Here is a 12,999-nt window from a genome sequence, read left to right as displayed (position 1 = left end):
CACTGTAAAAATTCTTAATAAAATTACCGATCGATTCAGTTTAATCTACCAAAATAGGCGGTTTTAGTAAGCATCTGTAACGAACCCGATCCATTCTACTCATCCCAACAGGTGATCATAAATATGAGCGTTAATTTATCAACTCAACTGCGAGAAGGCACGAAAAAATCCCACACCATGGCAGAAAACGTCGGTTTTGTCAAATGTTTTCTCAAGGGTGTAGTGGAAAAAACTTCCTATCGCAAACTGGTGGCTAACCTCTACTTCGTCTATTCGGCCATGGAAGAGGAGATGGAAAAACTTCGTAGTCATCCCGTCGTTTCTAAAATCTGTTTTCCCGAACTCAATCGCAAAAATGCGCTGGAACAGGATTTATATTTTTATTACGGTCCTAATTGGCGCAACGAGATCGCTTTATCTCCCGCAGGTCAGGCCTACGTTGACAGGATTCGGGAAATCGCCACAACAGAACCCGAATTATTAGTCGCCCATTCCTATACCCGTTATCTCGGCGATCTGTCCGGGGGGCAAATCTTGAAAAAAATCGCCGAAAAAGCGATGAATCTGGAAACTGGCGGCACAGCTTTCTATGATTTTAAAGATATTCCCGACGAAAAAGCCTATAAAAACCACTATCGTCAAACCCTCGACCAGTTACCAGTAGATCAAGTCATAGCCGATCGCATTGTTGCCGAAGCTAACGCCGCTTTTGGCATGAACATGAAAATGTTCCAAGAGTTGGAAGGTAATCTGATCAAAGCGATCGGAATTATGCTCTTTAATACTCTTACCCGTCGTCGCAGCAACGGCGGCACCGAAACTGGATTAGCAACGGCCGAATAGTAGTTAGGGTTTGCGGCAAAAAGTTTGTTCGTGGGGTCAGCCGAACAGAGTCCGTAGTCAATACTGACTCCGTTCGGCTGTCTCCTGATTTAACCGCGGGTTTCCTTAAAGGTTTTATAGGCGGTTTCGGAGTCGAAAATATGGCAATAATCAACGATTCGCTGCATTAATGCCCAAGAAAACTTAGTTTCTTTCAGGTGACTACCCCAATTTTCTTTGAGACTAGCGTGAACTTTGCGGAGGTTATAGGAGGGAATCGCCGTCGAAATATGATGGGGGATATGGACATTAATATCGTGACAGAGAATTTCTACCCAACGGGGATAGCTACAGTGAACTGTTCCTTCTAGTTGCGCTAAAGCTTGATTCCACTCTTCGGGATAGTAAAATTGAATATCGGGGTCTGTGTGATGGACAAGGGTAAAGGTACTCATCCAAAAATGATAGACAAACCAAGGCACCACCCAAAATTTAACCAATCCCCAGACACCAGTGTAGAAAATGAGGGTTGGGAAAAAAATAGCGGCAAAAACTAGGACGACAATCATCGAAAAGCGGGCTTTTTCCCGTTCGTTCTCTTTGAATTGTTCGATGTTGAAGTGTAGAATAGCCCAGTGGGCGATCGAACCGAGCCACCAGAAACGTCCGCGAATACCGCGATAAAAGAGACGCACTAGGGGATTGGCCGAGTTAAAAGCTTCTAATTCCCACGGATCCCAAGCATTATCTATCGTTACCATGTTAGTTTTAGCATGATGGCGATCATGGAGGAAACGCCAACAGTGGAACGGATAGATAAGCGGTAAGAGTAAAATATGACCGACAAGATCATTAACCCAGCGTCGATTAGAAAAAGACCGATGACCGCCATCATGCGCGATCACAAAAAATCCCGTTAAAGCTGTACCTGTGAAAATCCAAGCTAAAGGCAGTAAATACCAGGGAGAATAAACTAGCATTACATAACCGGCAATGACCGCCAAAATATTCGTAATCACACCAAACCAAGCTTTAACCGGGTCTTTCTGGAAATATTCTTTGGGAATGCTTTGAATAATATCTTTCAGTTTAAAGTCTGGCTCGATCGAGGTGATCAACTCCCCATGCAATTTATCCGTCGTTGCCGTCATGAAATCTCCAATTACACTTAGGTGAACCCTTGACAATAAATCAGCTAGGAGGTTTGGCTAAATTCTGCCCACTACCACAAGCCATCTTTTTTGTCAATATATTTTTAACTTTAATTAATAAACTTCCGCGAAGCTTAATAATCCTTTACTTTATATACCATAAGAGGAGATTTTCTGTTTTGGCAAAATTTGACGGCGGGTGCATCTCATTTTTGTAAATCTACCAATTGGGATTTTTACGGGGAAACCCCCCTGCTAAAATCGGGTGTTGTTTCTGATTTTACCACTCAATCCAAGCTTTTGGGGGGTTCTACCCCCCAAACCCCCCGTTGGGGGCGTGGCGCGGTCACTGAGCCTTTACATTGAGCCTGTCGAAATGTGTCGAAGTGCCGCCCCCAAACCCCGGAGCGCATTAGTTTTTCGGTGGGATGCTTACACGCAGCTGCTGATACATTTGTCATCATCTAAGAGTCACTGATAATTGCTGATTGTCGGTATTCCTGCAAATCTGAGATGCAGCCTTGACGGCTGCCTTTTGCCTCTTGCCTTTTGCCTTCAGAAGCTGATAACTGATAAAAACCCCTAAATATTGACTATTTTTAGGCGTTTTTTAACGATTAGCGGTGCTTTCTAGGGATTTAATCTCCTCTTGTACCTTACGGTGTTCGCGATTTAACTGTTTTTTAACTGATTCGGGGAGTTGTTCCTGTTTTTTTAGGGCATTATTAAAGTAATCTAGTGCCAGTTTCAAAGAGCCAGTATTTTTATCCGTATTGCCTTGAATTCTCAGGATTTGACCCTTTAGATACATTAATTCTGGATTATCGGGGGTCGCTTCCAGAGCGTTATCGATAAACCGCAAAGCCTGATCATACTGCTTTAAATCCCGGTAAGCTAGAGCGATACCTCGATCGACCAAGTAATCAGGACTTCCATAAGTTTCTAGCCGTTGAATTGCCTCTTGGGGACTAGAAAAGGGCAGATTAACCGCTAAAATCAAATCCATATAACCCTTTAATAGGTTCAATTCCGGATCCGTAGGACTAACCTTTTCTGCGGTTTCCAAATACTGAAACACCTGTTGTAGTCTGGGGATAGCCGATACTGCTCCTTCGGTTTGAAAAACGTAGGTTCCCTCCAAAAAACTCCCCACCGCAAGATACAAATTTCCCCTTAAAGGGTCGCTGTCCTGCATTTGTTTGGCCGCTGCCTTAGTTTTCTCGGAGTAGGTTTTGAGGGTGTTCCAATCCTGGTCGGTAAAAGCAAGAGAGGCGCGCATAGCATGGGACAAAGGTTCTTGGGGTTCCTTTTCCGTGGCCTCAACAATTAATTTTTTTGCCTCTAGATAATTACCTTGTTTAAAAATAGCGTTAAAAGCGGCCTCGGTCTTATCACCAATCGGTCGGGGATTGGTTTTGCGGAAAGGATCTCCGGCCAACCCGGGACTAATCCAGTTAACCACTACCATAACAGCCAGCGAAGCACCGATCGCCATTTTTTTCGTTAAACCTAACCTCAGCACCATGGTCAAAAGTCTCCTTGAGCGAATGAAAAAATCTGTCACAATAGAAACGGGTTTCTAGACTTAATTTCCAGTTATTTTCTTGTCAATGCTTTATCTCAAAGATGTGGTTTATCATCCCCCCGCTGCCCTCAATCCCATTTTACAGGGGATTAATCTCGAATTAGCACCCCAGGAATTAGGTCTGATTGTTGGCCCCAGTGGTTCCGGAAAAACGACTCTTTTGGAAATTTTAGCAGGCTTTGCCGATAAAACAGCAGGGACGATTCACTGGCGGGACCAAGAATTAACGGTGCTGCACCTGCAACAATTAGGAGGAATCGTTTTTCAGTTTCCCGAACGTCATTTTTGCGGTAAAACCATCCTTGAGGAGTTGCGTCTCGGTCATCCAGAAATTAAAAGCGATCGCCTAACAGCGGCCTTAAAGGAGGTAGGATTAGAAAATACTCCTCTGGATACTTCTCCCCACAATCTTAGTGGAGGTCAACAGCGTCGTTTATCCCTCGCTGTTCAGTTAATCCGGCAGCCTAATCTGTTACTTCTCGATGAACCTACGGCCGGTTTAGATTGGTCGATGCGTCGTCAATTGGCTAAACTTCTCGCTAGTCTCAAACAACACTGGACTTTATTAGTAGTTAGTCACGATGCTGGCGAATTATTGCCTATCGCTGACCGTCACTGGAAAATTGAACAAGGACATTTGAGGGAAGTGAAAAATGAAAAAACAGATAGTTGAGGTTTTAGGGTTTTGGGGTATTAGTTGAAATTTCCCCACTCCCCTCATACCTGATAACTGATAACTGATAACTGATAACTGATAACTGATAACTGATAACTGATAACTGAATTAATGATCCTTCCTGAATTATTTGACCTTTGGCAAGAAACCCTAGAATGGCAACCCGATGGGGCCAGACAAGCGCGATTTCAACAACTTTATGAGTTGATTTTAGAGGGTAATCAACGTTTTAATCTCACCCGAATTACCCAACCGGAGGAGTTTTGGGAAAAACATCTTTGGGATTCTTTATCGGGTTTAGCTTGGTTAGAAAAATCCCAGCCAGATCTATTGACAAAATCCCTATCAGTCATTGATTTGGGGACGGGGGCCGGGTTTCCGGGGGTGCCAATTGCGATCGCATATCCCCATTGGTCGGTGACTCTCTTAGATTCCACCCAAAAAAAGATTAATTTTCTGGAAGAAGTTATTGACAAATTAGAGTTAAATAACACGAAAACTCGTTTAGGTCGGGCGGAAATCGTCGGGAAAAACCTTAAACATAACTCTGCTTACGATATCGTCTGTTTGCGAGCGGTAGGTAATGTGGATATCTGTGTTAACTATGCTTTGCCTTTCCTGAAAAAGACCGGAATCACTATTCTCTATCGTGGTCAGTGGTCGTCGGAGGATAGTTTAAGTTTAGAGGAGAATCTGGGGAAAGCTGGCGGTAAAATCCTCGAAATTGCCAGTTTTACCACTCCCTTGAGCCAAAGCATCCGTCATTGTCTATATATCGGCAAGGGATAACTCTAAGCGGTGAGAGGATGGAAAAAGAAAGCCAAGGCCAGGATAGTATAGGTAGCTAAGAGTAACATTCCTTCCAACCAATTCGATCGCCCATCACTACTAATCGAATTAGCTAACCACACCGCCACAGCCACTGCCACCAACTCAAAGGGATTAAAATTTAGATCCATGGGCTGACCGATAATATAACCCATGATAACCAAAACCGGAGCCACAAACAGGGCGATCTGCATACTGGAACCGACGGCCACAGATACCGATAGATCCATTTTATTCTTAAGGGCGACGGTGACGGCCGTAGCGTGTTCGGCCGCATTACCGATAATAGGCAAAAGAATCACCCCGGTAAACAGCGCCGTTAAACCTAACTGTTCCGTAGCCTCCTCTAGGGATGCCACTAATAATTCTGATTCTACGGCCACAGCGATGGTAACGATCAATAAAATCAAAGACCAAAACCAGATTTTCGGCTTTGCGGGGTTTTCTCCAGCGCTTTCCTCCTCGATACCAGCAACCCCGACATCGTAGAGATAGGTGTGGGTTTTCATGGAGAATAAGAGACTTAAACCATAGACGAAAATTAACACCGCTGCCACGGCCACGGATAGACGCTGTAGGACTATTTCCCCGACTCCCGTGGAGGTAAATTGCACAGCAGTGGGTAAAAGGAGCGCCACTACCGCTAAATTCATCGCTGAAGCATTTAAACGAGCGGTTATCGGTTGAAATTCCTGTTCTTTGAAGCGTAAACCGCCTAAAAACATCGATAATCCCATAACTAAGAGTAAATTACCGATAATTGAGCCAGTAATCGTCGCTTTTACCACATCGATAAAACCTTCCCGCAAGGCGACATAGGCGAGAATTAATTCTGTGGCATTGCCAAAAGTGGCATTCATCAAACCGCCAATATTTGGCCCAACCACCACCGCAATCGCTTCCGTGGCTTCCCCCATGTAGGCCGCTAGGGGGATAATGGCTAGACAAGCGGTGATAAAAACAACTGTTCCGCCCCAGTGTAACAGGGAACCGGCGATCGATAGCGGTACAAAAATTAATAAGATGGCGAAAATGGTGTTTTTGTTTAACATAAAGTGGGTAATTTTGTCAAGATAATTTTATTTTGATCGGAGATGGGGACTAGAATCGGATTCTAGCCAAAATTCCCCAGTAGAACCGGTTATTATCCATAATATTGCCCTAAAACCGTCTCTGAGCGACTTTTCTAGGGGTTCGGGGGGTGATTGGGAGGGAACAGTCACCGGTTTAATCACGATTCCGCGACTACCAAAAATAATTTCTCCCACTAATCGCGCCCTTCTCATGTGATTATCGGAAGTGACTAGATAGACGCTATCAATACCTTGGGCTTTCAGTTGATCGGCTAGGCTAGTAAAGTTAGTGACAGTATCTCGCGCATTGTAATCTAGATGAAGACGTTCTGGGGGAATTCCCGCTTTTTTAAAAATCTTTTTCACATATCGTCGCGGACTACCGGAAGACACCCAAATCGGTAGATCGGGATATTCCTTAGCTAATTTTGCCGCAAAACGTTCTCGATCGGCATGACCTCCCAAAACAAAAATCGCTTCCGGTTTTAGCCACTGCTGACGTAAATCGAGGTATAACCAGCCTAAACTCGCCAAAATTAGCGGAATAGCCAGCAATTTTAACCTAGATTTGCCTAACTTCCCTTGCGGAGAAACTCGCTTTTTTCTCTGAGAATTAGCCTTGAGAACCATATAACAGTGATCGGTGAGCAGTTGTCAGCCTTCAGCTTTGTGGATTAAAGTGATCGAGGGTGAGGATCATTGAACTCACATTGACGTGGGAGATGGGGATTTTATTCCCTAACTGACCGATAATTTTCCTAGACCTCAGGTTGATTGATGCGGTCGCTTACATTCCCCACCAACGGGCCACCGCTTCGGGAAGGGGTAGCAAAATACTTAATAACAAAGCTAGGGAAAATAGACCTAATAAATCTCGTTTATTATCCAATTCCGTCACATCATTTAAAGCAGGTTGATCACTGACTGGCATTAATAAGAGAATAATCGCCCAGAGTAAAAAATCTGGCTGCACTAGGGCTAAAATAAACATGAATAATCGAGTTAATTGACCGATAATTATGGCGGTTTTCTGTCCATACATAGCGTGAACAATATGACCACCATCCAATTGACCTACGGGCATTAAATTTAGGGCTGTAACGATAATTCCCACATAACCGGCCACCGCTAAAGGATGTAAATGGATGGCTTTTCCTGCGATTAAATCACTGCCGAGAGCTAGTTTAGCTACGATAGACAAGAAAAAAGAAAACTGCGGATTTAAGGCCTGAAAATTTAATAAACTGCTTTGATTAGTTAGGGGAACGATTTCCGAGAGGGACAATCCCCAAAATAGTAAAGGAATAGCGATGATTATACCCCCCAAAGGACCGGCTACCGCCACATCAAATAAAGCTTTGCGGGTGGGGACTGGGGAGCGCATTTGAATGAAAGCCCCGAAGGTTCCGAGGAAGAAGGGAAAGGGGATAAAATAGGGCAAAGTAGTTTTAATTTTATATTTAACTGCTGTAAAATAATGACTGAATTCGTGCAGTCCTAAAATAGCAATTAAGCCTAAACTGTAGGGTAAACCTTGTAATAATAAACTAGGATTATTTTCTAATTGTTGGGCAGTAATGCCACTTAATCCCGCACCGACCACTGTGGTGGTTAAGATAGTTAATAACAATAAACCCAGGGCAAGAAGGGGGCGAGTAACTTTTTCAGTTTCTATAGTTTCTGTTTTTTGCTGCCAGGGATTAGCCACAAGAGCGAAAAAAGGTTGTCCCTGAAAACTTTCTTGGAAAAGCAATAAAAAGCGATCGCCAAAAACCTTTTCTACATTGTTTTTAATCACTTGATAAGCTTCTTCGGGAACTGCTCGCAATTTCCCCCGACAGAGAATTGCTTGGGGACGATAATCGATATTTTGCAGATAATAAACACCCCAAGGAAAACAATCTCTTAGGGATTTTTCCTCTTCGGCAGTGATCGGTTTTAAATCATTTTTAGGTGCAGGACTATCGATATTTTCTAGGACTAAATTCACCTTTTCTGGTGGTGATGGGGGACTTTCTTGGGGAGTAACCCGACCCGCCTGTACTAGCCACCAATACAAAAAAGGGCAGATGACAAAAGGACCGATGAGCAAAAATGCTGGTATGGGAGTATCCTCCCCATAGATTAACGTCCAGCCGGTCCAAATTAGAGCCGGAGTCATCAGGACTAACCAAATTAACCATATTGGTGTTGTCGTGATTTTGGCCACGCTACGCTTGACGATAAAATAAGTAAAACCGCCAAGAATCCCTAATAACAACCACATTTCCATATCGGCTCTTTTCTCTTGAATAAAAAGCGGCTAATTTCAGCCGGTCCGGTCATCGATCGTGCTAAGTTATAAACCGCATTGATTGTGATTTGGATAGGCAAACCATGCGATCGGAAACCGAATCGTCTCCTTTAGAGGTTAGCAAAACCACAAAACCCCCTCGATTAATTCTAGAAGGTTTATACGCTTTCTCGCCTAATCGGGAAACCCTAGGGGGAACCTCTTATCTTATTGTAGAAAATACCGGCAATATTCTGGTGGATTGTCCTAGCTGTGAGGAGAGCGAGCGAGATTTTCTCCTAGAAAAGGGTGTCCGTTACCTATTTTTTACCCATCGCGGGGGTCAGGGTAAACAGAGCGATTCTCTGCAAAGTTTACTTGATTGTGAGATTATTCTACAGGAACAGGAAGCCTATCTGCTTCCTCACCGTCAAATTACCGTTTTTCAGCAGCAAATCCAGTTATCTCCCACTTGTAGCGGTTTTTGGACTCCTGGCCATTCTCCCGGCTCCTCCTGTCTCTACTGGCAGCGTCACGGGGGGGTTTTATTTACCGGTCGTCATCTTCTCCCCGACACTAAGGGTCAACCGCAACCCCTACAGACTGCGAAAACTTTCCACTGGCTGCGGCAATTGCGATCGCAAAAGGCCATTTTAGACCGTTTTAGCCCGGAAACCCTCTCCTATCTTTGTCCGGGGGCTAATACCGGCTTTTTGCGCGGTCGGGGAATTATCGATCGCGCCTACGAAAAAATAGATCTCCTGCAAAAATCAAAACAATGCTTCCAGTAAACGCACAAAGGGATGAGAGTCGAGGGTATCCATTCGATAAAACGTTGATAGCTAGGCAGTTGGGGAAACTCTTGTCGCCAATGGACACAAACATGGTCGAGGTAGAAATGTTGAAAATTGCGGTAGTGGTTTTGATGGAAAGCGATCAAGATGGTCATAATTTCGCTTAAAGTCAAGATTTTGCCACGTTTACGAGCTTTATTATCGGCTGAAAGCCTTGTCTGTTCTAATTTAGGTTCAAATACACGGCAGAAGTCATCGACATAACAGAAAAGAGCTTCTAGACTAGACATAGATGTGTTGGGGGTGCTTAGTTTATATATTTTTCAGCTTACTAGCCCCCGCCTTTTCTTTCCACCCTTATCCCGAACTGACGTTATTTAATAATTTGAGATTTTAGAGCGATGAACAAAACTATAATTAGACACTTATCTATTTTGTTGTTTCTAGGATTCCTTCCATCGTGCAGTCTAGCCTTGCAAATATATAATTCTCCCGAACGTGCGCTAAAAAACTATTTAGTAGCTATACAGGAAAATAATACTCAAAGGCAACAAGAGTTTAAATGCTTGAAAGAAGTTTCGGTTTCAGATAGTTATTTATCACAAATTAAAAAGATAATAGATTGGAAGATTATCGAAAAAACGCACAAAACTTATGATTCCGATCCAGATTCATCTTACATCGAGTTTTTAGTTAAAATAAAATACTTAAGTTCATCTAATTTTTCAATTGTCAAAACATGGAAATTTGTTGTCTGGAATTCTAATGAATTATTTGAATCTCAAAAACGTTTTGCAGATGATGTTAATCAAGTAATAAAATCTAGTGATCAAACAATTAATGATGCAAAAAAATTATTAGGTGACACCTCATCACCTTCTCCAACGCCCGAGCCTTGGATACCTGAACGCTCAGAAATTAGCTCACAATTGTACTGTGTAACTCTGACTGAGCCTATTTAAGCGCCATCGTTTTTTTCATAATATTCGTTTTGATCGTCAAAGATTGAAAGAGATTATGATCGTAAATCATTAATCGCTCTGTCCATTAACTCTTGATGGTACTGATCGGACTTTTTGATAAAATCAGAAACCCCTAAACTATTTTTGCGTTAATCTTCTCTGTGGTTTGATTGCTTACTATCACCAGACGAAAAAACCCTCCTTGAAGATGGAATGGTCTTTACTCCCCGCTGCTTAACCCGAACTGGGGTTATTTTAAAAGGGTTTTACCATTATTCAGCCAGCCGTAACTAAAGACTTTTTAGAAGCTGCATCGTTCAATTCCCAGAAATTATGAATTTAACCGTTAAAGACTTGGGTGAACAGGGATTGCTACCGATTCTGCAAAAATATTGTCCTGCGGAGATTATCGGTGATGATGGGGCGATTTTATCCCTCAAAGAGGGTTACTCTCTCGTTGTCACCACTGATGTTTTAGTCAATAACGTCCACTTTAGCGATCTTACTACCTCTCCCGAAGATGTGGGCTGGCGAGCGGCGGCGGCTAATTTATCCGATTTAGCGGCTATGGGGGCAGAACCCCTGGGAATTACGGTAGGATTGGCTTTAACTCCCAATCTAGCCATCGATTGGCTAGAAGGACTCTATCGGGGTCTTAGCTCTTGTCTGCAAGTATATCAGACGGCGATCGTTGGTGGCGATGTCTGTCGGGCCACGGAGATTAACATCAGCATCACCGCCCTGGGACAAGTGGCAAAAAATGAAGAAATTAGACGTTTTAATGCAAAAGTGGGCGATAGTATCGTTATTACAGGTTATCACGGTTTATCGCGGGCTGGATTAGAGTTACTCTTCCACCCTGAAACCGGGAGTAATTTAAATTCCGCCCAAAAAAAGCGCTTAATCCAAGCTCATCAACGGCCGCGACCGAGACTCGATTGCATACCACATTTACAAAAAATTGTCAAGCAATTTCCCATCGCGGGCATGGATAGCAGTGACGGGTTAGCAGATGCCATCATCCAAATTTGTCGCTGTAGTGGGGTTGGTGCTGAAATCGAGAGGATTCCCCTGCATCCAAGCCTGAAAGAATATGTAGGAGCCGAAAAAGCTCTAGAATGGGCTTTATACGGCGGTGAAGACTTTGAGTTAGTTTTGTGTTTGCCCCCGGACAGTGCCAGAGAATTGCTGGAGAAAGTGGGGGAAGAGGGGGCGATAATTGGTCAAATTGTCCGGGGGAAAGAGATAAAATTAGCCGACGGGAGAAACCTCAGTTTAAGCTCTGGATTTCAACATTTTTAGTGGATAATGACCAGATATGACCTGATCAGCCTTTTTCATCAACTTTTGAGCGGTGGTGCGTTTCCTTTTTGAATTGACGACCTTTGGGTGAAGACCTAATTTAACAGCGTGATTGCTCTAAAATAAGGTCATCGCCTGATCAGTATATAGCAATGACCTTAATCGCTGTCATCGATTATGACATGGGAAATCTGCACTCTGCCTGTAAAGGACTGGAAACCGTGGGTGCAGTGCCGAAAATTACCGATTCTCCCCTGGATATCGAAAAAGCTGACGCTATTGTCTTACCCGGAGTCGGTTCTTTTGATCCTGCTGTCCGGCAAATTCGCAGCCGTCATCTCGAAAAACCGATCAAAGTTGCGATCGCTAATGGTAAACCCTTTCTCGGTATCTGTCTCGGTTTACAAATTCTCTTTGACTCATCAGAGGAGGGTCAAGAGGCGGGTTTAGGGGTTATTCCGGGGACAGTGCGCCGTTTTCGCTCAGAACCGGGCATTACCATTCCCCACATGGGTTGGAATCAATTAGACTTCACCCAGCCAGATCATGCTCTTTGGCAGGGATTACCCCCGCACCCTCACGTCTATTTTGTCCATTCCTATTATGTCGATCCCCTTGATAGTCATCTAACTGCCGCCACCGTCACCCACGGCAGTCAAACGGTGACGGCAGCGATCGCCCGTGAGCGTTTGGTGGCGGTGCAGTTTCACCCCGAAAAATCCTCCACTAATGGCTTAAAAATTCTGGCTAACTTTGTTGAACAGGTGCAAAAATTAGCTTTAGTCTCCTAAATAAGCCTTTAAAACCCGCTCGTTTTTTTGGATTTCGCTGGGAATGCCATCGGCTAAATTTGTCCCTTCTGCTAATACCCAAACGTGGTGACAAAGGGACATAATCACATCCATATTATGCTCGATAATCAAAAAGGTAATTCCCTGACGATTCCACTCGATAATATGGTCGCTGATTTGACCGATTAAAGTGGGATTAACTCCGGCGGCCGGTTCATCTAATAAAATTAATTTTGGCTCGGTCATTAGCACTCGGCCAATCTCTAATAATTTACGCTGTCCTCCCGATAAAGCTCCCGCATAATCCTGCGCTTTCTCCCCTAGACCAATCGAATCTAATATGTCCAAAGCTTTGGCACGATTTTCCTGTTCCTGTTGGCGAATTTTTGCCCCCTGAAACCAGACTTTGAGAAAATTTTCTCCCGTTTGTCTCGGACTAGCTAAGAGCATATTTTCTAACACCGTTAATCGGGATAATACCCGTGCTACTTGAAAAGTTCTCACACATCCTTTCAGGGCAATTTGATAAGAAGGCAGCTGATGAATTGGCTGACCATCAAGAAAAACTTCTCCTTGATCTGGGCGAATAAAATTAGATAAAAGGTTAAAAAGTGTGGTTTTGCCGGCTCCATTGGGACCGATTAACCCGGTGATGCTGCCCTGCGGCACCTCCAAATAAGCATTATTGACGGCGCGAATGCCTCCAAAACTTTTCGATAATCCTTTGGCAGAAAGTAACATAT

General features: G+C 43.6%; 13 protein-coding genes and 2 pseudogenes. 8 read left to right on the top strand and 7 right to left on the bottom strand.

Annotated elements, in window-relative coordinates; translation table 11 throughout:
• Window positions 1-123: 123 nt before the first annotated feature.
• Entirely contained in the window at window positions 124-843 is a 720-nt protein-coding gene (locus tag ACE3JL_RS01890; protein ID WP_271989825.1) for a heme oxygenase (biliverdin-producing), read from the top strand.
• Between the two features lie 89 nt (window positions 844-932).
• Here ACE3JL_RS01890 and ACE3JL_RS01885 read toward each other — a convergent pair whose 3' ends face one another.
• On the bottom strand, window positions 933-1,973 hold the full coding sequence (locus ACE3JL_RS01885) for a fatty acid desaturase (RefSeq protein ID WP_375328718.1): 1,041 nt from the start codon (window positions 1,971-1,973) through the stop codon (window positions 933-935).
• Between the two features lie 610 nt (window positions 1,974-2,583).
• Window positions 2,584-3,498 carry a Sll0314/Alr1548 family TPR repeat-containing protein gene (locus ACE3JL_RS01880; protein ID WP_271989821.1) on the bottom strand — a complete coding sequence of 305 codons (915 nt, stop codon included), beginning with the start codon at window positions 3,496-3,498 and terminating at the stop codon, window positions 2,584-2,586.
• Between the two features lie 85 nt (window positions 3,499-3,583).
• Between ACE3JL_RS01880 and ACE3JL_RS01875 the strand changes: the two genes are divergently transcribed.
• Together ACE3JL_RS01875 and rsmG are read left to right on the top strand one after the other, a co-directional pair.
• A complete protein-coding gene (locus tag ACE3JL_RS01875; RefSeq protein ID WP_375328717.1) occupies window positions 3,584-4,231 on the top strand; it encodes an ABC transporter ATP-binding protein in 648 nt (215 codons plus the stop codon).
• 114 nt (window positions 4,232-4,345) lie between these two features.
• Window positions 4,346-5,023, top strand: coding sequence for a 16S rRNA (guanine(527)-N(7))-methyltransferase RsmG (gene rsmG / locus ACE3JL_RS01870; protein ID WP_271989816.1), 678 nt, complete (start codon window positions 4,346-4,348; stop codon window positions 5,021-5,023).
• Window positions 5,024-5,025: 2 nt separating this feature from the next.
• Here rsmG and cax read toward each other — a convergent pair whose 3' ends face one another.
• From cax to ACE3JL_RS01855, 3 genes are all read right to left on the bottom strand, one after another.
• Complete coding sequence (gene cax, locus ACE3JL_RS01865) at window positions 5,026-6,114, bottom strand: calcium/proton exchanger (RefSeq protein ID WP_271989814.1); 1,089 nt, start codon at window positions 6,112-6,114, stop codon at window positions 5,026-5,028.
• Window positions 6,115-6,141: 27 nt separating this feature from the next.
• Entirely contained in the window at window positions 6,142-6,765 is a 624-nt protein-coding gene (locus tag ACE3JL_RS01860) for a YdcF family protein (RefSeq protein ID WP_271989812.1), read from the bottom strand.
• Between the two features lie 157 nt (window positions 6,766-6,922).
• Complete coding sequence (locus ACE3JL_RS01855; RefSeq protein ID WP_375328716.1) at window positions 6,923-8,407, bottom strand: site-2 protease family protein; 1,485 nt, start codon at window positions 8,405-8,407, stop codon at window positions 6,923-6,925.
• A 104-nt stretch (window positions 8,408-8,511) separates the two neighbouring features.
• Between ACE3JL_RS01855 and ACE3JL_RS01850 the strand changes: the two genes are divergently transcribed.
• Window positions 8,512-9,198 carry an MBL fold metallo-hydrolase gene (locus tag ACE3JL_RS01850; RefSeq protein ID WP_375329571.1) on the top strand — a complete coding sequence of 229 codons (687 nt, stop codon included), beginning with the start codon at window positions 8,512-8,514 and terminating at the stop codon, window positions 9,196-9,198.
• Here ACE3JL_RS01850 and ACE3JL_RS01845 read toward each other — a convergent pair.
• Window positions 9,171-9,491: pseudogene (locus ACE3JL_RS01845) on the bottom strand (IS982 family transposase); the annotation flags it as partial. The gene ACE3JL_RS01850 and the pseudogene ACE3JL_RS01845 overlap by 28 nt on opposite strands.
• 111 nt (window positions 9,492-9,602) lie before the next feature.
• Between ACE3JL_RS01845 and ACE3JL_RS01840 the strand changes: the two are divergent.
• The 4 genes and pseudogenes from ACE3JL_RS01840 to hisH all read left to right on the top strand — a co-directional run bounded on the left by ACE3JL_RS01840 (window position 9,603) and on the right by hisH (window position 12,256).
• The gene (locus ACE3JL_RS01840; RefSeq protein WP_271989808.1) at window positions 9,603-10,163 is read left to right on the top strand and encodes a hypothetical protein; all 561 of its coding nucleotides are present in this window, start codon (window positions 9,603-9,605) and stop codon (window positions 10,161-10,163) included.
• A 130-nt stretch (window positions 10,164-10,293) separates the two neighbouring features.
• Window positions 10,294-10,401 (top strand): annotated as a pseudogene (locus ACE3JL_RS01835) (IS982 family transposase); the annotation flags it as partial.
• 95 nt (window positions 10,402-10,496) lie between these two features.
• On the top strand, window positions 10,497-11,465 hold the full coding sequence (gene thiL / locus ACE3JL_RS01830; RefSeq protein ID WP_271989806.1) for a thiamine-phosphate kinase: 969 nt from the start codon (window positions 10,497-10,499) through the stop codon (window positions 11,463-11,465).
• A gap of 152 nt (window positions 11,466-11,617) precedes the next feature.
• Entirely contained in the window at window positions 11,618-12,256 is a 639-nt protein-coding gene (hisH, locus tag ACE3JL_RS01825; protein ID WP_271989804.1) for an imidazole glycerol phosphate synthase subunit HisH, read from the top strand.
• Here hisH and ACE3JL_RS01820 read toward each other — a convergent pair.
• A complete protein-coding gene (locus ACE3JL_RS01820) occupies window positions 12,245-12,997 on the bottom strand; it encodes an ABC transporter ATP-binding protein (protein WP_375328715.1) in 753 nt (250 codons plus the stop codon). The genes hisH and ACE3JL_RS01820 overlap by 12 nt on opposite strands.
• Between the last annotated feature and the right edge of the window lie 2 nt (window positions 12,998-12,999).

This window comes from Microcystis sp. BLCC-F210 (assembly GCF_042134685.1).
GTDB lineage: Bacteria > Cyanobacteriota > Cyanobacteriia > Cyanobacteriales > Microcystaceae > Microcystis > Microcystis aeruginosa_D.
This window is presented reverse-complemented; position numbering and strand designations above follow the sequence as displayed.